At 64.6% G+C, this 22549-nt stretch carries 18 protein-coding genes and 5 tRNA genes; 13 read left to right on the top strand and 10 right to left on the bottom strand.

Annotated elements, in window-relative coordinates:
• Nucleotides 1-31: 31 nt before the first annotated feature.
• From JDV76_RS01690 to JDV76_RS01675, 4 genes are all read right to left on the bottom strand, one after another.
• The gene (locus tag JDV76_RS01690; RefSeq protein WP_198735121.1) at nucleotides 32-1015 is read right to left on the bottom strand and encodes an ABC transporter ATP-binding protein; all 984 of its coding nucleotides are present in this window, start codon (nucleotides 1013-1015) and stop codon (nucleotides 32-34) included.
• An 8-nt stretch (nucleotides 1016-1023) separates the two neighbouring features.
• Nucleotides 1024-2997 (bottom strand): dipeptide/oligopeptide/nickel ABC transporter permease/ATP-binding protein, encoded by a 1974-nt coding sequence (locus tag JDV76_RS01685; protein WP_198735120.1) that lies wholly within the window; start codon nucleotides 2995-2997, stop codon nucleotides 1024-1026.
• A gap of 1 nt (nucleotide 2998) precedes the next feature.
• Nucleotides 2999-3955, bottom strand: a complete 957-nt coding sequence (locus tag JDV76_RS01680; protein ID WP_198735119.1) for an ABC transporter permease — start codon at nucleotides 3953-3955, stop codon at nucleotides 2999-3001.
• 114 nt (nucleotides 3956-4069) lie between these two features.
• Nucleotides 4070-5644: an ABC transporter substrate-binding protein gene (locus JDV76_RS01675; protein ID WP_232958709.1), complete on the bottom strand. Its 1575-nt coding sequence runs from the start codon at nucleotides 5642-5644 to the stop codon at nucleotides 4070-4072.
• Between the two features lie 325 nt (nucleotides 5645-5969).
• Here JDV76_RS01675 and JDV76_RS01670 point away from each other — a divergent pair, with 325 nt between their 5' ends.
• Nucleotides 5970-6737: a FadR/GntR family transcriptional regulator gene (locus JDV76_RS01670; RefSeq protein WP_198735118.1), complete on the top strand. Its 768-nt coding sequence runs from the start codon at nucleotides 5970-5972 to the stop codon at nucleotides 6735-6737.
• A 17-nt stretch (nucleotides 6738-6754) separates the two neighbouring features.
• On the opposite strand, the gene wzt is transcribed toward JDV76_RS01670, so the two are convergent.
• Complete coding sequence (wzt, locus tag JDV76_RS01665) at nucleotides 6755-7579, bottom strand: galactan export ABC transporter ATP-binding subunit Wzt/RfbE (protein WP_198735117.1); 825 nt, start codon at nucleotides 7577-7579, stop codon at nucleotides 6755-6757.
• 14 nt (nucleotides 7580-7593) lie between these two features.
• Nucleotides 7594-8490, bottom strand: a complete 897-nt coding sequence (gene wzm, locus JDV76_RS01660; RefSeq protein WP_376992984.1) for a galactan export ABC transporter permease subunit Wzm/RfbD — start codon at nucleotides 8488-8490, stop codon at nucleotides 7594-7596.
• An 85-nt stretch (nucleotides 8491-8575) separates the two neighbouring features.
• Here wzm and JDV76_RS01655 point away from each other — a divergent pair, with 85 nt between their 5' ends.
• Nucleotides 8576-9832, top strand: a complete 1257-nt coding sequence (locus tag JDV76_RS01655) for an aminotransferase class V-fold PLP-dependent enzyme (RefSeq protein ID WP_198735115.1) — start codon at nucleotides 8576-8578, stop codon at nucleotides 9830-9832.
• Between the two features lie 22 nt (nucleotides 9833-9854).
• Here JDV76_RS01655 and JDV76_RS01650 read toward each other — a convergent pair whose 3' ends face one another.
• Nucleotides 9855-10814: an NAD(P)H-quinone oxidoreductase gene (locus tag JDV76_RS01650; protein ID WP_198735114.1), complete on the bottom strand. Its 960-nt coding sequence runs from the start codon at nucleotides 10812-10814 to the stop codon at nucleotides 9855-9857.
• 31 nt (nucleotides 10815-10845) lie between these two features.
• Between JDV76_RS01650 and JDV76_RS01645 the strand changes: the two genes are divergently transcribed.
• Both JDV76_RS01645 and JDV76_RS01640 read left to right on the top strand, forming a co-directional pair.
• On the top strand, nucleotides 10846-11889 hold the full coding sequence (locus tag JDV76_RS01645) for an alpha/beta fold hydrolase (RefSeq protein WP_336244236.1): 1044 nt from the start codon (nucleotides 10846-10848) through the stop codon (nucleotides 11887-11889).
• A 152-nt stretch (nucleotides 11890-12041) separates the two neighbouring features.
• Nucleotides 12042-12131: transfer RNA gene (locus JDV76_RS01640), tRNA-Ser, on the top strand.
• A 151-nt stretch (nucleotides 12132-12282) separates the two neighbouring features.
• Here the strand turns inward: JDV76_RS01640 and JDV76_RS01635 are convergent.
• Together JDV76_RS01635 and hisC are read right to left on the bottom strand one after the other, a co-directional pair.
• Nucleotides 12283-14031, bottom strand: coding sequence for a DUF5635 domain-containing protein (locus tag JDV76_RS01635; RefSeq protein WP_198735112.1), 1749 nt, complete (start codon nucleotides 14029-14031; stop codon nucleotides 12283-12285).
• A 189-nt stretch (nucleotides 14032-14220) separates the two neighbouring features.
• The gene (hisC, locus tag JDV76_RS01630; protein ID WP_198735111.1) at nucleotides 14221-15243 is read right to left on the bottom strand and encodes a histidinol-phosphate transaminase; all 1023 of its coding nucleotides are present in this window, start codon (nucleotides 15241-15243) and stop codon (nucleotides 14221-14223) included.
• A 127-nt stretch (nucleotides 15244-15370) separates the two neighbouring features.
• On the opposite strand from hisC, the gene JDV76_RS01625 reads away from it, so the two are divergent.
• The 3 genes from JDV76_RS01625 (at nucleotide 15371) to JDV76_RS01615 (ending at nucleotide 15796) form a co-directional block, all read left to right on the top strand.
• Nucleotides 15371-15462 (top strand) — tRNA-Ser (locus JDV76_RS01625).
• A 22-nt stretch (nucleotides 15463-15484) separates the two neighbouring features.
• Nucleotides 15485-15557: transfer RNA gene (locus JDV76_RS01620), tRNA-Arg, on the top strand.
• A 163-nt stretch (nucleotides 15558-15720) separates the two neighbouring features.
• Nucleotides 15721-15796: transfer RNA gene (locus JDV76_RS01615), tRNA-Arg, on the top strand.
• A 53-nt stretch (nucleotides 15797-15849) separates the two neighbouring features.
• Here the strand turns inward: JDV76_RS01615 and JDV76_RS01610 are convergent.
• On the bottom strand, nucleotides 15850-16863 hold the full coding sequence (locus JDV76_RS01610; protein ID WP_198735110.1) for a prephenate dehydrogenase: 1014 nt from the start codon (nucleotides 16861-16863) through the stop codon (nucleotides 15850-15852).
• A gap of 37 nt (nucleotides 16864-16900) precedes the next feature.
• On the opposite strand from JDV76_RS01610, the gene JDV76_RS01605 reads away from it, so the two are divergent.
• The 6 genes from JDV76_RS01605 to tgt all read left to right on the top strand — a co-directional run bounded on the left by JDV76_RS01605 (nucleotide 16901) and on the right by tgt (nucleotide 22493).
• Nucleotides 16901-17437 carry a tRNA adenosine deaminase-associated protein gene (locus JDV76_RS01605; RefSeq protein ID WP_198735109.1) on the top strand — a complete coding sequence of 179 codons (537 nt, stop codon included), beginning with the start codon at nucleotides 16901-16903 and terminating at the stop codon, nucleotides 17435-17437.
• 16 nt (nucleotides 17438-17453) lie between these two features.
• Nucleotides 17454-17933: a nucleoside deaminase gene (locus JDV76_RS01600; protein ID WP_198735108.1), complete on the top strand. Its 480-nt coding sequence runs from the start codon at nucleotides 17454-17456 to the stop codon at nucleotides 17931-17933.
• A 277-nt stretch (nucleotides 17934-18210) separates the two neighbouring features.
• Nucleotides 18211-18408, top strand: coding sequence for a CsbD family protein (locus tag JDV76_RS01595; protein ID WP_198735107.1), 198 nt, complete (start codon nucleotides 18211-18213; stop codon nucleotides 18406-18408).
• Between the two features lie 66 nt (nucleotides 18409-18474).
• A tRNA-Ser gene (locus JDV76_RS01590) sits at nucleotides 18475-18565 on the top strand.
• A 184-nt stretch (nucleotides 18566-18749) separates the two neighbouring features.
• Nucleotides 18750-21212: an MMPL family transporter gene (locus tag JDV76_RS01585; RefSeq protein WP_198735106.1), complete on the top strand. Its 2463-nt coding sequence runs from the start codon at nucleotides 18750-18752 to the stop codon at nucleotides 21210-21212.
• A gap of 36 nt (nucleotides 21213-21248) precedes the next feature.
• Complete coding sequence (gene tgt, locus JDV76_RS01580) at nucleotides 21249-22493, top strand: tRNA guanosine(34) transglycosylase Tgt (protein WP_198735105.1); 1245 nt, start codon at nucleotides 21249-21251, stop codon at nucleotides 22491-22493.
• The last annotated feature ends 56 nt before the right edge of the window (nucleotides 22494-22549 follow it).

Below are 22549 nucleotides of genomic sequence, written 5' to 3'. Positions count from 1 at the left end.
TTTTCAGATGGGTGATACGGCGGACTGGCCGTCAGTTGGAGAAGGCGGATTTCGCGGGGTGCAGCAGAGACGGTGCCGCACCGAGCAGGGTACGCGTGTACTCGTCCCGGGGATTATCCAGGATCTGTTGCGCGGGCCCCTCCTCGACAACGGTGCCGGCGTTCATCACGGCGATCCGGTCGGACACGTACCGCACGGTCTGGATGTCGTGGGAGATGAACACCATGCCGAGGTTGAGATCGTCCTTCAGATCCGAAAGGAGGTTGAGGATCTGGGCGCGGACCGACACGTCGAGCGCCGAGGTCGGCTCGTCGGCGATGATCGCGTCCGGATTCAGAGACAGCGCGCGGGCGATGGCGACGCGCTGCCGCTGTCCACCCGACAACTGGCCGGGGAGTGCCTGAAGTACGCTCTCCGGGAGGCCCACCAGGTGGATGAGCTCGCGGATACGCTCCTCCCGGTAGCTCTTGTTGTTGATCTTGTGCACAACCATCGGGTCGAGCAGCTGCTCGGCGACGATCATGCGCGCGTTCAGGGCGGTCGCCGGGTCCTGGAATACAACGGAGACCACGCGGCCGATCTGCTTACGGTCCTTCGCGGAGCGCTTGGTCACCTTCCTTCCCTGGAAGTACACCTCGCCCTCGGTGGGGTCCTGCAGGCCGCACATCACGCGGGCAGTTGTCGACTTGCCGCAGCCGGATTCCCCGACGAGGCCGAGGGTCTCACCGGCGTTCAGCTTCATGGTGACGCCGCGTACGGCGTGCACCAGGTGGGGTTTGAAGATCCCGCCCGACCGGGACCGGAACGTCACGGACACGTCCCGAAGCTCGATGATGGGCGTCGAGCCGTCGTCGTTCGACGCCGCGCGCCCGGTGGAGTCCACCTGGCGGGCGCGCACCGTCTCGTCCGGGTGCTCCGCCGCGGACTCGACGGTGTCCTGCTGGAAGGAGTCGAGGGCGGATTCTGTCTCGGTGCGGGCGACCTCGTTGGTATCCCGCTCATTGTGCTTGGACATCGGGTTGCTCACTTTCCGCTCTCGGCGAGTTCAGGTTGCACGGCGTAGAAGTGGTGTTCGCCTCCGGCGCGGGTGAGTACCGGGCGGGTATCGAGTCCGACGGTCGGATGCGAGGATCGAGGCGCGAAACGGTCACCGCGGGGGAAGTCCCGCGGGCTGGGAACGACGCCGGGCACCTGGTGCAGTCGGCCGGAACCGGCCTCGATGGACAGCACCGAGCCGAGGAGACCGCGGGTGTACTCGTGCCGGGGATCGGTCATCAGCTCGACGGTGGGTGCCTGCTCGACGACCTGGCCTGCGTACATCACGGTGATGGAGTGCGCGACCTCCGCGACGAGCGCGAGATCGTGCGAGACGAAGATCATCGCGAAACCGAGCTTGTCCTGCAGATCGTTGAGCAGTTCGATGACCTGCTTCTGCACCGTCACGTCGAGCGCGGTGGTCGGCTCGTCGGCGATGATCAGCTTCGGGTCGCGGGTCAGGGCCATGGCGATGAGGACACGCTGGCGCTGGCCGCCGGACAGCTCGTGCGGGTAGGACTCCAGGGTGCGCTTCGGATCGAGACCCACCAGCTCGAGGAGTTCCTCTGCGCTTCGGGTCCCGCCACGCTTGGTCAGCTGCTTCAGCTGGGCCTTGATGAGCATGGACGGGTTCAGGGAGGAGAGTGCGTCCTGGTAGATCATCGCGATCTCGTGGCCGCGGAGCGCCGCGTGCTGCTTCGTCGAGAGCTTCAGCAGATCGGTGCCGTCGTAGATGATCTCGCCGTTGATCGTCGCCTTGCTGTCGAGCAGACCCATGATCGTGAGGGCCGTGATCGATTTGCCGCAACCGGATTCGCCGACGAGCGCCATCGTCTGCCCGGGCCGTACCTCGAAGCTGACGTGATCGACGACGTCGACGTCGCCGTGGCGTGGGAACCGGAGGCAGAGGTCCTTGACCTCCAGCAGTGGGGGTACGGAGTAGTCGGGGACGAAGCGGTCCGTCCGGCGGGACTCCACCTCCCGCAGCTCGGCGAGCCGCTTGTTCAGGTCCTCCTCCTGGACCTTGTAGGCGGCGACCGGGTCGGACGCCAGGCGGTCGGCCTCCCGCTTGCCGTCGGTGCCCGCCGGATCGACTTTGGTCGCACCCGGTGCGGCGACGAGAGCGTCGGTGATGCCCTCGGCGAGGACGTTCAGCGCGAGGACCGTGATCATGATGGCGAGACCGGGGAACATCGCGGCCCACCAGAAGCCGGTGAGCACACCCTGGCGGGCGGAGGCGATGATCGAACCCCAGGAGGGGTCGGGTTCCGGGACGCCGGCGTTGATGAACGACAGGGACGCCTCGAACACGATCGCGTCGGCGACGAGCACCGTGGCGAACACGAGGATCGGCGCGACGCAGTTACGGGCGACGTGCTTGATCAGGATCCAGGTGCGGGCCGCACCGGAGACCACGACCGCGTTGACGTAGTCCTCGCCCCACTGGTCGAGCACGTTGGCGCGCACGACGCGGGTCAGCTGGGGGATGTAGAGGAAGCCGATGGAGAAGATCAGGATCGGGATCGAGTTGCCGAACACCGCGATGAACACCGCCGCGAGGGCGATCCCGGGGAAAGACATGATGATGTCGAGCACGCGCATCAGGGTCTCGGAGACCCAGCGCGAGCTGACCGCGGCGATGGACCCCAGAACGGCGGCGCACGCGAGTGCGAACAGGGTCGCGCAGATGCCGATGGTTAGGGAGATCCGGGCGCCGTAGACCATGCGCGAGTAGACGTCACGGCCGAGGTAATCGGTGCCGAACCAGTACTCGGAGTCCGGTGCCGCGTTCGGCCTGGTGATCAGGAGTGGATCGTGGGTCGCGAACACCGGCGCGAACACGGCGATGATGATGATCGCGGCGAGGAGGATGACGCTGATGCGCGACGGAACCGACATCGCCCGCCAGCGGCCGAACCTCAGTCCGGGCTTGGACAGTTTGGTGGTGAGTTCTCTGCGCATGTCACACCGTCCTGATACGCGGGTTGATGAGGATGTAGAGCATGTCGACGACGATGTTGACGACGACGAAGGCGAGCGCCACCGTCAGCGTCACACCCTGGACGAGGTCGGCGTAGTTCGACTGGATGCCCTCGAGGATCGCCTGCCCCATGCCGGGGAGGGCGAAGATGACCTCGATGATCACGGCGCCACCCATGAGGTAGCCGATGCGGAGACCGAGGACGGTCACCGGTGTGATCAGCGCGTTGCGCAGGACGTTGCGGGCCACGACGATGTGCTTGGGGATGCCGGCACCGAGTGCGGTGCGCACGTAGTCCTTGTCGAGTTCCTCCACCATGGACGTGCGCACCACGCGGATCAGTGAGCCGGCCACCGGGATGCCCAGTGCGAAAGCGGGCATGAGCATTCGCATCATGTAGGCCTTGGGATCGGACTCGAAGGCGATGAGTGGGCCCGAGGCTGGGAGGATGTCGTTGTTGATGGTGAACGCCTGGATCAGCAGGACCGCGAGCCAGAAAGACGGCGTCGCGACGAAGATGATGGAGAACACGCGGATGATCTGGTCGATCCAGGAGTCGCGGTAGAGGGCGGCGAGAACACCGAAGATGAGGGCCATGACCACGGCGATGATCAGGCCGTAGAAGGTCAGGGAGATGGTGACGGGGAAGGCCTCCGCGATACGCCCGGAGACGGGCAGCCGCTGGGAGGTGTAGCTTCCGAGGTCACCGTGGAGGAGGCCGCCGAGGAAAGCGAAGTAGCGGACGAAGAGTGGATCATTCAGGCCGTATTCCTCGTGGTACGCCTCAATCTGCGCGGCGGAAGCGCCCTCACCGAGGGCTCCGTACGCCGGGTCGACCGGGTTGAAGGACATCACGAAGAAGACGAGGAATGTGATGCCCAGAATCATGACGGGGAGTGCCAGGAGTCGGCGCCCGATGAGCCTGATCAGGTTGGACACGTGAGTACCTCAGATAGTTTTCACGGACGGCGCTCCGGTGTGCGGTGCCATCCGGTATCCCTGTGGCCCCCGCACCGTGCGGGGCAGGGGCCACAGGATGGTCCGGTTAGGGGATTACTTGACGTTGACGTCGAGGAAGGAGATACCGGTCAGGGCGATCGGCTGGAAGCCCTCAACCTTGTCGGCGTTCCACGCGGAGGTGACGCTGCGGTGGAACAGCGGGTAGATCGGGACCTCTTCGGCGATGACGTCGTAGGACTGGTTCCACAGGTCCTGCTGCTCGTCGCCGGTCGCGCGGACGGCCTTGTCCATGAGCTCGTGGAGCTTGGTGTAGCCCTCGGAGCCCTTCCAACCGGAGCGCTTCTGGGTCCAGGCGTTGTCGCCGTACCACCAGTTCATCAGCAGGTCAGGGTCGTTTCCGAATACCGAGGGGTCGCCGGGGGCGAGGACCACGTCGAACTGCGGGTCGTCGACGTCGGTGACGTTCGAGTACATCGCGCCGGACGCCTGCGTGTCGATGGTGTCGACGGTGATGCCGGCTTCACCCAGCTGCTGCTGGATCAGCGGCGCCATGTTGGCGATCCAGCCGTGGTCGGTGGTGTTGAGGGTGAAGTGCAGGTCCTCGACACCGGCCTCCTTCAGCAGTTCCTTCGACTTCTCGGGGTCGTAGGTGTAGACCTGGGAGGCCTTGTGGTAGTTCGGGTGCGACTCCGGGAGGAAAGAGGTAGCCGCCTTCGCGTTGCCGTCGAGGGTGTTGTCGATCAGCTCCTGGGCGTTGATGCCGTAGAGCACGGCCTGGCGGACCTTCGCGTCATTGAAGGGGGCCTTCTTGGTGTTGAACATGACGAAGGGAAGGTTGAAGCCCTGCTTGGACTCCATCTCGACCTTGCCCTCGAGCAGGCTCTTGCTCACCGAGGGGACATTCTCCATGGCGACGACGGAGCCCTCGCTCATGGCGGTCACGCGCGCGGTGTCGTCAACCAGGATGTCCCAGCGCATCTCATCGGCGCCGGCGGGGCGGTTGCCGTTGTAGTTCTCGTTCTTGGCGAACTTGACGTGCTTGGACTTGATGGCCTCGGTCATCTTGTAGGGGCCGGTGCCGATCGGCGCGGACTTCAGCTCATCGTCGGTCTGTCCTGCGGGGACGACCTTGACCAGGGAGATGCGTTCGTTGACCAGGGAGAAGGGGTACTTCGTCTTGATGGTCACGGCGTTGTCGCCGGTGGCCTCGACGGAGTCGATGAAGCCGAGCATGGGGGCGTAGAAGCCGTCCATGGTGCGGTTGAACGCGGCGACGACGTCGGCCGGGGTTACCTCGGTGCCGTCGGAGAACTTCGCGCCGTCGCGCAGGGTGACCTCGTAAGTGGTGTCATCCACCTTGGTGGGCAGTTCCGCAGCGAGGGCCGGGTAGACCTCGCGGGTTGCGGGGTCGAGCTCGGTGAGTCCCTCCATGGTGTGCCAGTTCGCGGCGAGCGCGAGGGCGGAGGTGGTCGTTCCTGGGTCGTAGTTGTCGGTGTCGTAACCGACGGCGGCGGTGATGATGCTGGTGCCGTCGGCCGAGCTGGTCGAACCGTCAGCGGACTTGTCGCCGGTGGTGGTTCCGCCGCCGCAGGCGGTCAGACCGAGAGCGGCGACAGCGGCCAGGCCGGCCATACGGGCGAGGGTGCGCTGTGAAGTGGGTGCTCGCATTAGGGGCTCCTCAGTGGGGGACACGGAAAGTTGTCAGACATCTTACGACCTTGATGATACGGGGTACATGAACTCCGCTCAATGAAATCGGAAACGGAAGATAACGAAACGTGCACGGTATAAGCGTGACATGTGCTTTTAGTCCGCGATAGCACCCCTTAAAAGGGGTGCTAAATTGGAGTTTAGTGAAAACTCGACGAAGTGAGCTGGATCGTGGCGGACCTCTAAATATCTTCTGAATCATAAAAAATGTCGCCGTCTGCCCAGGGTCACAGAGGCGCCATCTGGCGGGGCCCTGTCCGACAACCGTGATAAATTTGGCTGCATGAGTACGATGCGTGCCGGCGAACCGGAAACAGATTCGGTGGTGGACCCGCCGGTGGGGCATGCCGTGCCCCGGACGCAGTCCACCCGCAACCGGAAGGACGTGACCAGCGAAGCGATCAAACAGTTCATCCTGGACAACAAGCTGGGACCGGGCGACCCGCTTCCCGGGGAAACGAGTCTCGCCGAGGCGCTGGATGTCTCCCGTTCGTCCGTCCGGGAGGCGCTGCGCAGGTTGGAGGCGCTCGATATCGTCGTCGTGCGACGGGGATCGGGTTCCTTTGTCGGGGCGTTGTCGATGTCCCCGCTGGTTGAGGCACTCATCTTCAAGACGACGCTGTCAGCGGGGGGTGACCTCGCCACATTGCGGGAGGTCATCCAGGTTCGCCGTTTCCTCGACCTCGGTATGTCGGAGGCGATCTGCGGCCGACTGCGCGGCACGAGCCAACCCGGACTGACGGCCCTGGTGCACTCGATGGTGGACAGTGCGGAGAAGCGGGAGACATTCACGGACGCCGATCTGGCGTTCCACGACGGGCTGCTGGCGCTCGCGGGGAACGAGGTCGTCCGACAACTCGTCAACTCATTCTGGCAGATCCACCAGTCGGTCGTGCCGACCCTCGGACTCGCGGTGCACGAGGGGCTGGTGCAGACCGCGCACGCCCACGGGGACATGCTGAATGCCGCGATAGCGGGCGATGTACGCGCCTATGAGCGGGCCGTCTGCGACCACTACCTTCCGCTGGAGACCATCCTCGACAACCGGTGAAGCATCCACGGGGGTGCTCAGTGTCCGACGGGGCCTCGACCGTGGATGCCCGTGTTCTCCTCCTGCATGCGCCGAATCAGGTTCCGGACATGATCCGCGGCCCCCTTGCCCTCGTAGGCCTCGACTACGTCATCGACGCTACCCGCCTGCCGGATCTGGCCATGATCGACCCACAGGGCCGTGTCACAGAGCTGGGCGAGGAAGTCGTTGGAGTGCGACGCGAACACGAGGATGCCCGAACGGGCGACCAGTTCCTCCAACCGCGCACGTGCCTTCGCCATGAACGCCGCATCGACCGCGCCGATTCCCTCGTCGAGAAGCAGGATCTCCGGTTCGATCGACGTGACGACCCCGAGTGCGAGACGGATCCGCATACCGGTGGAGTAGGTGCGCAGTGGCATCGCCAGATATTCGCCGAGTTCGGAGAAATCCGCGATCTCCTCCATCTTGTCCTTCATCTGCTTCCGGGTCTGGCCGAGGAACAGCCCGCGGATGATGATGTTCTCGTACCCGGAGATTTCCGGGTCCATCCCGACTCCCAGATCGAAGACCGGGGCGACGCGGCCCCGGATGTGAGCGCTGCCCCGGGTCGGCTCGTAGATCCCGGACAGCAGACGCAGCAGCGTCGACTTGCCGGCACCGTTGTGCCCGACCAGACCGACGCGGTCACCCTCCCGGAGGTGCAGGTTGATGTCCTTCAGTGCCTCGACGACGACGACATTGTTGGAGTTGCGGCCGATGGCACCGCCGGCGGCCCCCAGGAAGGCCTTTTTCATGGAGCGGGATTTGGCGTCGAAGATTGGGAAATCAACGCAGGCGTTATAGGTGTCGATGGAAACCATGTGGTGTGTTCTCCTTACACCCAGTAGCTGACGCGGAATCGCCATTGCTTCATCGCCAGCAGCGCCAGACACAGGCCGACGACGGTGCAGCCGATGACGATCCACCAGTGGTAAACGGGCAGATCCGCGCCGATGAGCGGGGCGCGGAGTACCTCCATGTAGTGGTACAGCGGATTGAGTTGGGCGAGTTTCGCCCGCTCCGAGATCTCCCCACCCTGGTCCTTCAGGGTGGTGGTGGTCCACACGATGGGCGTGATGTAGAACAGCAGCTGTACCAGTGCCTCAAGCAGCGGGGAGACATCGCGGTAGCGGGTGGCGATGATACCGAAGAACATCGACACCCAGACACCGTTGAGCACCAGTAGGAACAGCGCCGGGATCGCGAGGAAACCCTCCATGCCGAGTGGCCTGGGGAAGACCATCATCAGCACGAGCCAGATCACCATGTTGTGCGCGAGGAAGAGCAGTTGCCGCCACACCAGCCGGTATACGTGCACCGACAGGGCGCTCGGCAGCTGCTTGATCAGCCCCTCGTTCTCGATGAAGATGTCCGAGCCGTCCTTGATCGCGCCCGAGATGAAGTTCCACATGATGAGCCCGACGGTGACGTGCGGCAGGAACTCGGCGACCGGAATGCGGAAGAGTACGGAGTACAGCAGGCCGAGGGCGACCGCCATGACGCCGGTAGCGATGGTGATCCACAACGGGCCGAGGACCGAGCGGCGATACCGCTGCTTGATGTCCTGCCAGCCAAGTTGAAGCCACAGCTCATGCTGGAAGAATCCGCGCACGAGATCGGACCACGCCGCGGCGAAGGTGGTCGACCGGGAGCGGCTCTCGCCGGGATCCTCGGCGCGGACCAGCCGCGCTATGTCCCCGGACAGGTCTTTGGTTGAATGGCTATCTGACACAATGAACACCCTAGCGGCCCAGGTGCGCCGTGCGCGGCAGGCGGGCATACTGGCGGGTGACCACTGGACGGAAAGAGGAGGCGACATGGCCCTTGATGTGGCCCGCGTGCGCGGACTCTATGTGTCGTTGAGTGACGGCTGGACCTATCTCAATGCACATGAGGTGCCACAGATCCCTGAGCGGGTCGCCTCGGGCGTCGCCACGGCGTTCCGGACCTCCGCATCGGCCACGTCGAGTCAGGTCGCCACCGGCACCCACGGCCTGACCGCCCCCGGGGGCGAGCTCCTCGGTGGAGCACACACCGCCGCCGCCCGTCATGCCATCGCGGATCTCGTCGGCGCGTCCGCCGACCGGGTGGTACTCGGCCCCAACCGGGAGGTACTGCTGCGCACCCTGGCGGACGCTCTCCGGCCGCGGCTGCGCCGAGGAGGTTCGGTGATCCTGGGCAGGTGTGCAGACCCCTCGCTGAACGGTTCGTTCACCGCACTGGGCGCGCTTGACGGGGTCACCCTTCGGTGGGCTGAACCCGATCTCGGGACCGGGGAGTGGCCGGCCTGGCAGTACCGGGAACTTGTCGACGGTTCGACCAGGCTCGTCGTTGTCAACGCAGCGCACCGGCTCCTGGGTACCGTCGCTCCGGTCCGGGATATCGCGGACACCGTGCACGCGCGGTCACGCGCCTGGGTCCTCGTCGACGCCTCCACCGTCGCTGCGTACCGTGGCATCGACATGGATGAGTGGGGTGCGGACATCGTCGTCGTCGACTGCGCCTCGTTCGGCGGTCCGCAGGTCTCTGCACTGGTGTTCCGGGACACGACGATGTTCCCGAGGTTGGATGCCGCCTGGGAGGGAGCGCCTGACGCCAGTGCGACGAAGCTGGAGTTCGGACCCCTACCCTCCGGCCTGCTCGGTGGCGTAGCGCCCGCCGTGGATCATCTGGCGGGACTGAAGGAGGATGCCCGCGGGAGCCGCCGGAACCGACTCATCGAATCGGCCGGGGAACTGGAGGACTACATGCACTTCCTCTCGCTCCACCTGATCGATTCCCTGCAGTGGCTCGGAGGTCTCCACCTGCTCGGTATCACCGGGGAAACCGCCGGTGACGTCTACCGTCAGGACCGCATCCCACGGGTGAGCCTCGTCGTCCCCGGAGTCGACGCGCAGGCCGTCCACCGGCGACTGCTGGACAACCGGCTTGTTACTACGGTCAGCCCACCCGATCCGCTCCTGGAGCAGATGGGAGCAGGGGAGGCAGGCGGTTCCGTCACCGTGTCCCTCGGCCCGTTCAACACCGCCGCCGACATCGACCAACTGACCCGCGCCGTCGCTTCTTTCGGCTGACGGCACGGGCTCCCTGTCCCAGTCAGTCGACGGTGAGCACCAGTTTGCCGGTGACCTCACCGGAATCCAGCAGTCGGTGTGCCTCCGCGGCCCGAGCAATCGGCAGGGTGCGGTGGATGTTCACGCGGATACGCCGTTCGTCGAGCATCGGCCATACGTGTTCGACGACCTCCGCCACGATCCGCGCCTTGTCCTCCAGGTCGCGGCCACGCAGGCCCGTCGCGGAGATCGAACCCCGCTTGGACAGCAGGCGCCCGATGTTCAACTCCCCCTTCACACCACCCTGCATGCCGATGATCACGATGTGCCCGTCCATCGCCAACGCCCGGAGATTCGGGTCGAGATACTTGGCGCCCATGATGTCCAGGATCACGTCGGCGCGGTTCTTCAGCACCTCCGCGAAATCCTCCTCCCGGTAGTTCACCAGGATGTCCGCCCCCAGCTCACGACAGGTCGCGAGTTTCTCCGCAGACCCGGCCGTGACCGCGACGGTGCAGCCCAGTTGCTTCGCCAACTGGATGCCGAACGTGCCGATCCCGCCTGCGCCACCGTGCAGGAGCACCGTTTGCCCCTCGTGCAGCCCCGCGACCATCACCAGGTTTGACCACAGAGTGCACGCCACCTCCACGACGGATGCGGCCTCCGCGAAAGAGTACCCCTCCGGTATCGGCAGGAGCTGACCGGCCGGAACCGCGACATACTCCGCGTATGCGCCACCCGCCAGCAGACATGCCACCCGTTCCCCCTTCTCCCGGCCGGAGTCACCCGGATCCGCGATCACTCCCGCGCACTCGAGACCGATGATCTCGGACACCCCGGGCGGCGGCGGATAATGGCCCGCGGCCTGCAACAGATCAGCGCGGTTGACACCCACGGCCTTCACCTCAACCAGCACCTCACCGGGTCTGATGTTGGGGGTTGGGGCCGCACTCCACGTGAGTGATGTCTTGTCGTCTGGATTTGCCAGTGTGATTGCCTTCATATGAACCAGCGTAGGGGAGGCCGACCGAACTGTGCAGAGGCGTTCGGCTCCGCGCTGGCCGTCACCCCTTCTGGATGCGTGGAAATGTGGGGATGGTACGCCGAAGGTGGAGCTGAGAGGGCGGCTATTGGTAGTGTCGGGGCACAGGGTGCCGGAAAATGGCGCTGTTCAGGCGGTCAAACGGGAGGTCTCCGCCGTGTACGAGGGATTCGACACCATCAGGGTTCCAGTTCCGGGCGCCACCATCCATGCCCGAACCGGGGGTGCTGGGCCAGCGGTTCTGCTGCTGCACGGGTACCCACAGACACACGCGATGTGGCATCGGATGGCACCATACCTCGCGGAGGACCACTTCGTCGTCATCCCGGACCTTCGCGGATATGGTCAATCCGCGGCCCATGACGGAGACTTCAGTTTCCGCACGATGGCCGCCGACTTCATCGCACTCATGGCGCACCTCGGAAAAGAGCAGTTCCACGTCGTGGCCCATGATCGAGGCGCCCGCGCCGCCTACCGCATGGCCCTCGACCATCCGGATGCGGTGCTCTCCGTGGCTCTCCTGGATATCCTCCCCACCTACCTGGTCTGGGACCTCATGAACGCGGACCTGGCCAAACGCTACTTCCACTGGGTGTTCCTCTCACAGCCCGAGCCGCTGCCCCAGCGCCTGATCGGTGGGGATCCCCTGGCATTTGTCCGGGCGCAGCTCGCGGGAATGGCCGGCACGTTCCATTCCTTTGACCCGGAAGCCCTGCAGGACTACGAGAATGCCGCCCTCCGCCCCGAGGTCATCGCTGCATGGTGCGGTGACTATGCCGCAGGAGCGACGATCGATGTTGAACACGACCGCGCAGACCTCGACAAAATCTCCGATATCCCGGCGCTCGTACTCTGGGGAGACCAGGGGGTGGTGGGCCGGCAGGTGGATCCGCTTGATGCGTGGCGGGCGTGGTTCCCCCGCGTCCGAGGTGGGGCCGTCAACGCCGGGCACTTCGTTGTCGAGGAAAACCTGGAGGAAGTCCTGCCCGCCGTGACCGACCATCTCCGGCAGGCAACGGGGAGCGCGGGCTGCTAGATCAACCCGTACCCGTGTCCGGCGGATCGCCCGGGGCGTCACACCACCTCGATGTGCATAACCCATACCAGATTGATTATCATCGGAAGGCACCGTTGTTTTCACTCGGTTCCGTCGGCTCCGTTGATGGCTCTGATCACTACGGTGGTTCTGGAAGTATGGCAGAGCGGCCGAATGCACTCGCCTTGAAAGCGAGCGTCCCTTGAAACGGACCGGGGGTTCAAATCCCTCTACTTCCGCCAGAGAAACCCCCTGTGCAGCAGGGGGTTTTCTGGATCTTCGGGGATCACGTACGGACGTCGTTTAGTGGTGGAGCGCTATTCTGCACGGTTTGGGCCGGGTGTGGTGAAACCATGCAGATTAGGGGGATGAAGACGGCGATGGACCGGTCGGTCAACGTCCCGGGGTATCTGTGGCGACGATGGCCCGGTAGCGGCTGCTTCGCCCAGCCTTGATGAACGTGGCCTCCCCGGAGGATACGAGACCGTCGAGAATGCGTCTCGCTTTGGTTCTGCCGATGTCGCACAGCGACATGAGCTGACCGGTCGTTATCTCCTCGAACTGATGGAGCCACTGACGGGCGGTTTCGGTGAGTGGCCCTTCCGTAGCGGGGTTGAGGTATCCGACGACATCGTCTGCACTGCATGCGTCGCCTTCTTCGAGAGCCACGCTTCGGGCGCCTTTCCCCAGTACCCAGGCGCTCGGTTGGATCGATTCAATGAGCGGATGGCCGACAATGGTGGTCTGCCGAGCCGCGGAGATGGCGATTTCTGCGGCTTGTGAGGAATTTTGGAGAATGCTCGCGATTTCGCCGGTGGTGATAAAGGCGTGGGTTAGTAGCCGGTAGAGAATTGCGATGATACGTAGGTCTGAGGCACGCTCCTGCGGGCGCAGATGATCGACGAGTGAGATTGCCGGGTACAGGGGTTTCCCACCCTGCAGAATGCACTCGACGAAGGGCCCGGCGACCTCGGTGATGAGGGGCGGCCGGTGGCCGAGAGCCATCATCGACAGGTACATTCGGTCAACCCCCAGCCCCTGCTTTTCAACGAGGGAAATCGCCCGGAACAAGTCGGCGAGGGCGGGATAACGGGCGTTTCTATTGCTCAGGATGTTGTCGGTGCTGATCGCGTCGGGAAAGGCGCCGGGGCTCCGTACGATATGGGTGCTGTCGAGGGTCATCCACCTGATCTCGGTTGGTTCCCGTCGTTCGAGGTCGCGGTGGATGAGTCCGTTGAGCATCGCTTCGCGCGCCGCTTCCTGCGGGACAGCCAGGATTCGACGGTGTGACAGCCCCGCTTTCTGCGTGAAGGTGGTGTTGTGGGCGTCTACCCGTTGTTCAATGGCGGCGATCTGTTCGAGGAGGCTGTGCCTCGGGTTCGCGTCGTACTGGTCAAGGACGTGACCGCCCTCCACGTCGATGGCGGCGAAGGAAAGCCACGTTCTGCCGGTGTCGGTGAAGAGTATTTCTGCTGCCACTGTCAGGTATCCGTCGGCGCTGAGCGCACCGATTTTTCGGAGGTATTCCTCCGGGGTGGAGGAGTGATCGCGGGACCAACTCTGTGCGAGTTCCAGCGCATGAGGTCGAACAGCATCCAGATTCTTGTCGCTTCGGGCAGCGAGGGGATCGAGCCCCCGGGCTCGATCGCGGTGGGCCCACCACTCGGCGCGGTCAACTTTCGTGCAGGAATCACCGACGCGCCAGCGTAAATTGTTTCCCGTGTCGGGAACGGGTTCGCGTGCCTCGGCGACATAGATCACCAGGAGTCGAAAGCCGGCAACGTACCGGACATCGATGCGGGGGGCCACGTCGACTGCATGGTGAATTTTCTGTCGAAGCCATTCGCTGTCCAGCTCGGTACCGATGAGCCGACCGCTGCGGTCCTCGACACCGACGATGAGCACCCCGCCCCCGGGAGAGTTGGCCATGCACGCTACTTCGTCGGCGAGCTTCTGCGCTGCTTCAGGATTGGTCGGTTGCCCTGGTTCGAGCTCGCGACCGCGTCGGCGCCCGGCTTCTTCTTTGAAATCGAGGGCCTCGGACTCGTCTGTCTTGAGCAGGCGCCCGTCCCGCTCGGCGGACAACACTGACTCCACCAGATTCTCAAGCTCTGACCTGCGGGTGGGGTTGAAGTTCTCCATGGGGACCCTTGCCTTGATGCGACCTACGGTGGTTGGGGGCTACGCCGCCGCCTCCACCGTATCAACAGATTAGGGGGTGGCTATTCTGCACGGTTTGGGTCCGGCGCGTTGAAACCGTGCAGATTAGGGGGGCGCTATTCTGCACGGTTTGGGCCATGTGTGGTGAAACCGTGCAGATTAGGGGCTCCGCTAGATGAGTTGCCGCCAGGCGTCGAGGAATGTCCGGGTCTCGTCGTCTGTGGTGACGGTGACCCGGATTCCTTCGTCGAATGCCCTGACGAGTACGCCGTGATCGGCGAGTTCGGTGGCGATGCGGTGGGCGTCGTCGGTGGGGATCCAGACGAAGTTGGCCTGAGATTCCACCGCGCCGGGGATCTCGGCGGTGACGATGTTCCGTTGGGTGACCGCTTCGTCGGTGCGGCTCAGCAGTTCATCGGCTGCCGCCAGGGATGCGAGTGCCCCGGCCTGGCCGACGGCGTTGACGCTGAACGGGAGTGCGACGCGGTTGACGGCGTCGATGACCAGGGGGTTGCCGAAGGCGTAGCCGACGCGGACCCCGGCGAGGCCGTAGGCCTTGGAGAAGGTGCGCATGCCGATGAGATTCGGGTAGCGGTGGATCAGTTCGGTGGATACCGGGTTGTTCTCGTCTCGGGCGTATTCGAAGTAGGCCTCGTCGAGGACGACGATGACGTCGTTCGGGACGCGGTCCATGAAGGCGGTGAACTCGGCGTCAGAGATAGTGGTGCCGGTGGGGTTGTTCGGGTTGCAGACGAAGATGAGCCGGGTGTGCTCGGTGATGGCGGCGGCCATCGCGTCGAGATCGTGCCGGTGGTTGTCGTCGAGGGGGATCATGACGGGTTTCGCGCCGACGACCATGCAGAAGATCGGGTATGCCTCGAAGCTACGCCAGGCGAAGATGACTTCGTCGTCGGCTCGGCAGGTGGCTTGGATGAGCTGCTGGCAGAGTGCGGAGGAACCGCACCCCACGGCGATCTGTTCCGGGGAGAGTCCGAGGGTTTCGGCGAGTTCCGCTTTCAGCGTGACGACGCCCATGTCCGGGTAGCGGTTCGCGGTACGTGCTGCGGCGGTCATCGCTTCCACGGCGCCGGGGAGTGGTGGGTGTGCGGCCTCGTTGCTGGAGAGCTTCAGGGCGTCGGGCACGGCGCGTCCCGGGATGTAGGCGGGAATGGCGGACACATCATCGCGGATCATGTGCCCCACACTACAACTCGGCGGTGTGGGGTGCATGGCCTGTGGTTTTGCCGTGGTGGCCCGGCCCGGGGTAACATCATGCCTGGTTTCACGTCGTCTGCATTCGTGCGGTAGTCGTGGAGTCGATGGAGGCGTGCCAGAGCGGCCGAATGGGACTCACTGCTAATGAGTTGTCTTCCTAACAGAGGACCGGAGGTTCAAATCCTCTCGCCTCCGCCACCCGCAAGGGTTAACTGAATATGCGCCCGTAGCTCAACGGATAGAGCATCTGACTACGGATCAGAAGGTTGGGGGTTCGAATCCCTCCGGGCGCACTCTGTGTTGAGACAGGAATAGATTCGACCCCGTGCCGGGCATCCGGCACGGGGTCGTTCTTTATGTCCGGAAAGCTGGTCCCGCCTGCGTATTTGTCGACCTTTCGGCGGTGGGTGTAACATGGTTTCTCGTTGCCGGAACTGAGATGATCCGGGATGGCATGCGCCCGTAGCTCAACGGATAGAGCATCTGACTACGGATCAGAAGGTTGGGGGTTCGAATCCCTCCGGGCGCACCAAGAATAGAGACCCGGCACCGTGACCACGCGGTGCCGGGTCTTCTGCGCTCGGGTCAGTACACCTCGATGCGGGCACCGAGCATCTCCGCGTGGGCGAGCTGATTGATCCACCCCGGTGCACCGGGCTGGAACCGGATCACCGGGCGCGGGGAAGCGAGGAGACCACCGTTGTCGGTGTGCATTCCGGAGCGTGCCTCGTATCGGATCCTGGAGCGGTACCCGGAATCGACGAGTTCCTCGATGCTGGGCCGGTCGTCGGCGAGATTCGCGCGGGCGTCGTTGAGTAGCGCGAGGGTCTCGTCCAGGGCGTCGAGAAGGGCCTCATTGTTGGTCTCGCACATGGCGCGCACCAACGAGGGAGCGCTGCCCGCGACGCGGGTGCCGTCGCGGAAGCTGCCCGCCGCGAGGGACAGGGCGAGTGCCCCGCCGTTATCGCCGACGATCGCGAGCGACTCCGCGAGCAGGTGGGGCAGATGGGAGATCCGTGCGACCGCCGCATCGTGGTTGCCGACCTGCGCCGGGATGACCTCGGCGCCGACACGGGTGGCCATGTGCACCACGTCGATCCAGAGGGACACCCACTCTGTCGGTGGGGGTGTGTCGTCGAGGGCGCGGTCAAAGGTGACCACCCAGGCGGCTCCTTTGAAGAGGTCGAGCTGGCTGGCGGTCCAGCCACTGTCTGCGGTTCCCGCCATGGGGTGCCCACCGACGTAGCGGTCGGCCATGCCGCGCTCACGAACGAGCTCCAGTACTTTTGCCTTCACGCTCACCACATCAGTGAATCCGCAGTCGGGCGCGTGGGTGTCGATGGCGTCGAGGAGTGTAGGGATGGCGGGCATCGGGGTCGCCATCACGATCAGGGCGCCACACTCCTGAGCTCTCTCCAGGACATCGGTGAGGGTATCGGTGACGTCGTAGCCCTCATCGGTCGCGGCGTGGGCGGCGGAGGGGGAACGGTTGTAGCCGAATGCGGGGTGTCCGGATGCGGTCAGATCGCGGAGCAGCGAGCCGCCGATCAGTCCGAGACCGAGGACACAGACGGGACGGGAGATTACGGTAGTGGTCATCTGACAATTCTCCCATACCGCGACTACGGTTACCGGTATGGATTCCAATGGCTTTGACGGTTTCGACGGTGACACCGGCGAACATGACGATGATCTCTGCTTCGCCGTGACCGTCTCCCGGTCGGCTGGGGAGTGGGACGTCCGCGAGATAGACGACTGCTTCGATTCGATCGATGACGCCGTGGCGGCGGTCGGGCGCCTGCGGAGCGAGAGCGCCGCGTTCGCGATGCTCTGCGTGGATGATGAGTACTTCCTCATTCTCCGGCCCGCGCCCGGCGGTGTCCGGCTGCTGCTGTCGGATGCGACGATGGCGATCGGTGACGATCTCGCGGCCGGTGCGCTGGACGAGATTGGCGCGGACATCCCGGAACTGGACGCCGACGAACTGGACAAGGTTGATCCCTGGGCCGAGGGTGACATCGCGATCCTCGCTGACCTCGGTGTTAGTGAACAGGTGATGACGGTCATCTGCGACGACTCCGAACTTTGGGCCTCCGAGCAGCTGCTCCGGATCGCGGCTGAACTCGGCTTCGAGGCCGAACTCGCGGACGCCGTCGACCTCGACATCGATTGACGGGAGGCGCCCCGTCATGCCGGTGCTCCCCGACCCGGTGGGGCTGATCCGGGCTGAGACCCTCATGCGTCGCGCCATCGAGGTGGCTCGGACGACCCCGCCCGGAGATGTCCCCGTCGGGGCCATCATCATCGACCCTTCTGGCCGGGAGTTGGCCGCGGCGACGAACCGCCGTGAGGCGGACGGGGATCCCACCGCGCACGCGGAGCTGCTCGCCATTCGGCGGGCGGCACGGCTCCACGGCGACGGGTGGCGTCTGAGCCACTGTTCCCTGGTTGTGACCCTGGAGCCGTGCACCATGTGTGCTGGTGCGCTCCTGGATGCCCGGGTTGGGGAGGTCATCTTCGGTGCCTTCGAGCCGAAGACCGGGGCATGTGGCAGCGTCCTTGATGTGCTCCGGCCTCCGGGCGTGAGCCGTTGGCCGGACGTTCGTGGGGGTGTTCTGGGTGGGGAATGTGCCGAACTGATGACCAATTTCTTCGACCGGGTCCGGTGATATCCGGGGGTTTCGTCAACCGCAGTGATTGGTCACATGATGATCCCTCGTAGCTCCTAGGGTATTCCCGGGGTCCCGCCTGCGAAGCTGTTATCCCACTTCAGTACACATGTTTATGGAAAGCCTGTGCATTACCTGAACGAACATTAAAGTAATATCTTTCGGTGGCTGTGTCAGATAACGTTCCGGATAAAGTTGGCGCTCGAAGATGCCTGTTCCCCAGAACACACCTAATATGGGGCCATCCGATTCACCAACCAACGAAGGAGCTCTCATCATGGGTTTTGAAAGCAAGGCCAACGACCTCGGCGGCAAGATCAAGGAAGGCGTCGGTGAGGCCACCGACAACGAGAACCTGGCCAACGAAGGTCGTGCCGATCAGGTGAAGTCCGACATCAAGGAAGGCGTCGAGAAGGCTGAAGAGGTCGTCCGCGACGCTGCCGGCAAGGTCAAAGACATTTTCGACAAGAAGTAAACCGGAAACGGCACGGCTGGCGTGGCAATTTGTTGCCTGACGCCCCGTGCGGTTAGGCTGGTCGGCGGTGGCGTGTCCGAGCGGCCGAAGGTGCTCGCCTCGAAAGCGAGTGTTGGGTAATCCCCAACCGGGGGTTCAAATCCCCCCGCCACCGCCAATGGGAAAGACCCCCGGGATGCCGGGGGTCTTTTTCTGTTCATCAGGTTCCGCGATCCGCGCGCCGAGAGGGCGTCCCGTATTACAGTGGCACCGGTATCGCGCCGCGGTGGCGCGACGGACCACGCGGGTTACGTATCCTGACATACGCCGACGAATCCCGCCGTGACAGAGGAGAAACACCTGTGGCCAAGCTGCTGTATAAAATCGGACGCTGGTCTTTCCGGCGGAAATGGGTTGTTCTCGTAGCGTGGGTGATCATCGTCGCGGGCGTCGGTGGTAGCGCGGGCGCCCTTCAACGCGGGTTCAACGACATCTTCAACATTCCCGGTACCGCCTCCGAGGCGGCCGCCGATTCCCTCGTCCGGAACTTCCCTGACCAGCGCAACCCACTGACCTCCACCGGTGTGACCGTTGTGTTCGCCGCGCCGGAGGGGCAGCGTCTCGACGAACCGCGCTACACCGAGGCCATTGACCGGGTCATCGCGGACATCGACGCACACGTACCCGGAGTGATCGACCGGGACCGCTTCGGTAATCCCGTCACCCTCAATCCGAAGTTGCAGAAGGCGGTCATCGACCAGTCTGTCGGGTCGGGCCTCCCGGAGGAGACCGCGAAGGCGGACGCGAACAACCTCGCGCTGGTCAGTGAGGACGGGCGGATCGGCTACACCAGCTTCAGCCTCGACGTCCCCCTGCCCGCCGATGTCACCGATGAACAGCGAGCCACGATCCGGCAGGCGATGGATGTCGGACGCGAGGCCGGACTGCAGGTTGAAGCCGGCGGACCCGCATTCGGTGACCCCCTGGTCATCAAATCGACGAGCGAGATCATCGGCCTCGGTGTCGCCTTCCTCGTCCTGCTGTTCACTTTCGGCTCCTTCGTCGCAGCGGGCCTGCCACTGATCACCGCCGTCGCCGGTATCTCCGTCGGATCGTCCGCGATCCTCATCGCCACCCACTTCGCCCCGCTGAACAACGTCACCCCGGTCCTCGCCGTGATGCTCGGCCTCGCGGTCGGCGTGGACTACACCCTGTTCATCCTCTCCCGCTACCGCGCCGAGCGGAACCACGGGCACGGGCGGGACTCCGCCGAGCACGCCGCGGGCATGGCCGTCGGTACAGCGGGCTCCGCCGTCGTGTTCGCAGGCCTTACCGTCATCATCGCGCTCGTCGCCCTGACGATGGTCCGCATCCCCTTCCTCTCCTGGATGGGCGTGTCCGCTGCGTTCACCGTCGCCGTCGCCGTCGCCGTCGCCCTCACCCTCCTCCCGGCGCTCCTCGGACTGTTCGGCCGGTTCGCGTTCGCGGGTCGCGTCCCCGGCTTCGGGCGTCGCCGTAGGAAAACCCCCGGCGCAGCGGAAGGGACGGACGTCGAGAAGCGAACCATGGGCCGAGCCTGGGTCACCTTCGTGCACCGGGTACCCGCCCTCGTACTCACCGTCGTGGTCCTCGGGCTATCCGCCCTGTCCTATCCCGTCCTCGACCTGCAGATGGCGTTGCCCTCCGACAGCACCTTCAGCAAGAACTCCACCCACCGCAAATCCGCTGATCTCCTGGCGGAAGGATTCGGGGAGGGCATCAACTCCCCGTTCCTCATGATCATCGACGCCCACGACGTCAACCCCGATGCCCAGATCCTCCGCCCCCTCGTCGACGCCCAACGCGCGGGCAACCCCGACGAATTCAACCCCGGGAACGCGGCGGCGATGGCGTCCTACGCCTATGTCGCGCAGCGCTACAGCACGAACCCGGACATCAAGCACGTCCAGATCATCGGGCTCTCCGACGACACCCGGGCCGCCCAGCTCCTGATCACCCCACGCAGTGGCCCCGCCGACCCGGTCACCTCGAAACTCCTCGGCTCACTGCGCGCCAGCGACCTTGAGATCGAGGACGCCACCGGCGTTGACATCGGGGTCACCGGGCTCACCCCGATCCAGCGTGATGTGACGAAGAAACTCGCCGAGGCGATGCCCATCTACCTCGCCGTCGTCGTTGGACTCGCCATCGTGCTCCTGCTCGTGGTATTCCGCTCCATCATGGTGCCCGTCATCGCGGGCCTCGGGTTCCTGCTCTCGGTCGGTGCCGCATTCGGCGTCACCGTCCTGTTCTGGCAGGAGGGACTGTGGGGCATCGTCGACACGCCGGCCCCGATCATCTCCTTCATGCCGATCTTCCTCATCGGCGTCACCTTCGGTCTCGCGATGGACTACCAGATGTTCCTGGTCACCCGCATGCGCGAACACTGGATAGCCACCGGAGGGAAACGCACCGAAGGCTCCCGCTACAACGCCGTCGAGGAATCCATCATCGAGGGCTTCACCATGGGGGCCCGCGTGGTCACCTCCGCCGCGCTCATCATGATCGCGGTGTTCGCCGCGTTCATCGACCAGCCCCTGCCGTTCATCAAGATCTTCGGCTTCGCCCTCGGTGCAGGTGTCCTCTTCGACGCCTTCTTCATCCGCATGGGCCTCGTTCCCGCCGCGATGTTCCTCCTGGGCCGCGCGACCTGGTGGATGCCACGCTGGCTGGACCGCATCCTCCCGACCCTCGACATCGAGGGCGCCGTGCTGGAGGAACAGTTCAACGAATCCGGCAATACCACGGAGGATCGGACCCCGGCGGGTGCCGGTGCACGCCGCTGACCGCCACACGTCGGCACCGGCACTACAGTGTCTGACATGACTGACACCACCTTCACCCTCGGCACCCGCCTGGAATCCAGCCCCCACGGGCGCACCGGGGTGATCCACACTCCGCACGGCGACATAGCCACTCCGGCGTTCATTCCGGTGGCGACCAAGGCCACGGTGAAGACCCTGACCCCGGAACAGATCCGGGAAACCGGCGCGCAGGCGATCCTCTCCAACGCCTACCACCTCTACCTCCAGCCCGGCCCCGACATCGTCGATACTGCCGGTGGGGTCGCCGCGTTCGAGAACTGGCACGGCCCCACCTACACCGACTCCGGTGGATTTCAGGTGATGAGCCTCGGTGTCGGTTTCAAGAAAGTTCTGGCGATGGACACCACCAATCTCACCGCCGCCGACGTGAAGGCCCGGAGCAAGGACCGTTTCGCGCACGTCGACGAGGACGGTGTTGATTTCCGCAGCGTGATCGACGGGTCGAGGCACCGCTTCACCCCGGAGGTGTCCATGCAGATCCAGCACCAGCTCGGCGCGGACATCATGTTCGCCTTCGACGAGCTGACCACGCTCATGGACACCCGCGAGTACCAGGATGCCTCCGTCGAACGCACCCACCGGTGGGCGCGCCGCTGCCTGGAGGAGCACAACCGGTTGACCGAGGAGCGCGTCGGCAAGCCGTTGCAGTCCCTGTGGGGAGTGGTACAGGGTGCCCAGTACGAGGATCTCCGCAGGCAGGCGACGCGCGGTCTGGTGTCCCTCTCGGAGGAGTTCCGCGCGGAGGGGAAACGCGGTTTCGGCGGCTACGGCATCGGTGGCGCCCTGGAGAAGGAACGGCTGGGCACCATCGTCGGCTGGGTGTGTGATGAACTGCCCGTCGAGGTGCCCCGGCACCTGTTGGGCATCTCCGAGCCGGATGACTTGTTCACCGCGATTGAATCCGGTGCCGACACCTTTGATTGTGTCGCGCCGACGCGGCTTGGGCGACGCGGTGGCGTGTACACCCTCGATGGGCGCATGACACTGACCGGAGCGCGCTTCAAGCGGGATTTCACGGGTATCGACGAGGAACTCGGCGGCTACGTCAGTGAGAACTACTCCCGCGCCTACCTCCACCACCTGCTCAAGGCGAAGGAGTTCCTGGCGGGCACGCTGTGCACGATGCACAATCTCTATTTCATGATCCGCCTCGTCGACGGCATCCGGGCCGCGATCGACAACGGTGACTATGAGGCGTTCCGCGACGAGTTCATGGGCCGCTACTACGCGTCGAAGCGGTAGGCGGATCGAATCCCCGGGCGGTACTGGTTTCGGCTGGCCCGGACCGGGCTGGGGCC

The sequence above is a fragment of the Corynebacterium marambiense genome, from assembly GCF_016342275.1.
In the GTDB taxonomy this organism is placed as follows: domain Bacteria; phylum Actinomycetota; class Actinomycetes; order Mycobacteriales; family Mycobacteriaceae; genus Corynebacterium; species Corynebacterium marambiense.
This window is presented reverse-complemented; position numbering and strand designations above follow the sequence as displayed.

Bases quoted from the DNA above. Each gene is read 5' to 3' on its own strand.
- JDV76_RS01690 (WP_198735121.1), bottom strand. From the start codon at position 1,015: ATGTCCAAGCACAATGAGCGGGATACCAACGAGGTCGCCCGCACCGAG.
- JDV76_RS01685 (WP_198735120.1), bottom strand. From the start codon at position 2,997: ATGCGCAGAGAACTCACCACCAAACTGTCCAAGCCCGGACTGAGGTTC.
- JDV76_RS01675 (WP_232958709.1), bottom strand. From the start codon at position 5,644: ATGCGAGCACCCACTTCACAGCGCACCCTCGCCCGTATGGCCGGCCTG.
- JDV76_RS01670 (WP_198735118.1), top strand. From the start codon at position 5,970: ATGAGTACGATGCGTGCCGGCGAACCGGAAACAGATTCGGTGGTGGAC.
- wzt (WP_198735117.1), bottom strand. From the start codon at position 7,579: ATGGTTTCCATCGACACCTATAACGCCTGCGTTGATTTCCCAATCTTC.
- JDV76_RS01655 (WP_198735115.1), top strand. From the start codon at position 8,576: ATGGCCCTTGATGTGGCCCGCGTGCGCGGACTCTATGTGTCGTTGAGT.
- JDV76_RS01650 (WP_198735114.1), bottom strand. From the start codon at position 10,814: ATGAAGGCAATCACACTGGCAAATCCAGACGACAAGACATCACTCACG.
- JDV76_RS01635 (WP_198735112.1), bottom strand. From the start codon at position 14,031: ATGGAGAACTTCAACCCCACCCGCAGGTCAGAGCTTGAGAATCTGGTG.
- hisC (WP_198735111.1), bottom strand. From the start codon at position 15,243: ATGATCCGCGATGATGTGTCCGCCATTCCCGCCTACATCCCGGGACGC.
- JDV76_RS01610 (WP_198735110.1), bottom strand. From the start codon at position 16,863: ATGACCACTACCGTAATCTCCCGTCCCGTCTGTGTCCTCGGTCTCGGA.
- JDV76_RS01605 (WP_198735109.1), top strand. From the start codon at position 16,901: ATGGATTCCAATGGCTTTGACGGTTTCGACGGTGACACCGGCGAACAT.
- JDV76_RS01600 (WP_198735108.1), top strand. From the start codon at position 17,454: ATGCCGGTGCTCCCCGACCCGGTGGGGCTGATCCGGGCTGAGACCCTC.
- JDV76_RS01595 (WP_198735107.1), top strand. From the start codon at position 18,211: ATGGGTTTTGAAAGCAAGGCCAACGACCTCGGCGGCAAGATCAAGGAA.
- tgt (WP_198735105.1), top strand. From the start codon at position 21,249: ATGACTGACACCACCTTCACCCTCGGCACCCGCCTGGAATCCAGCCCC.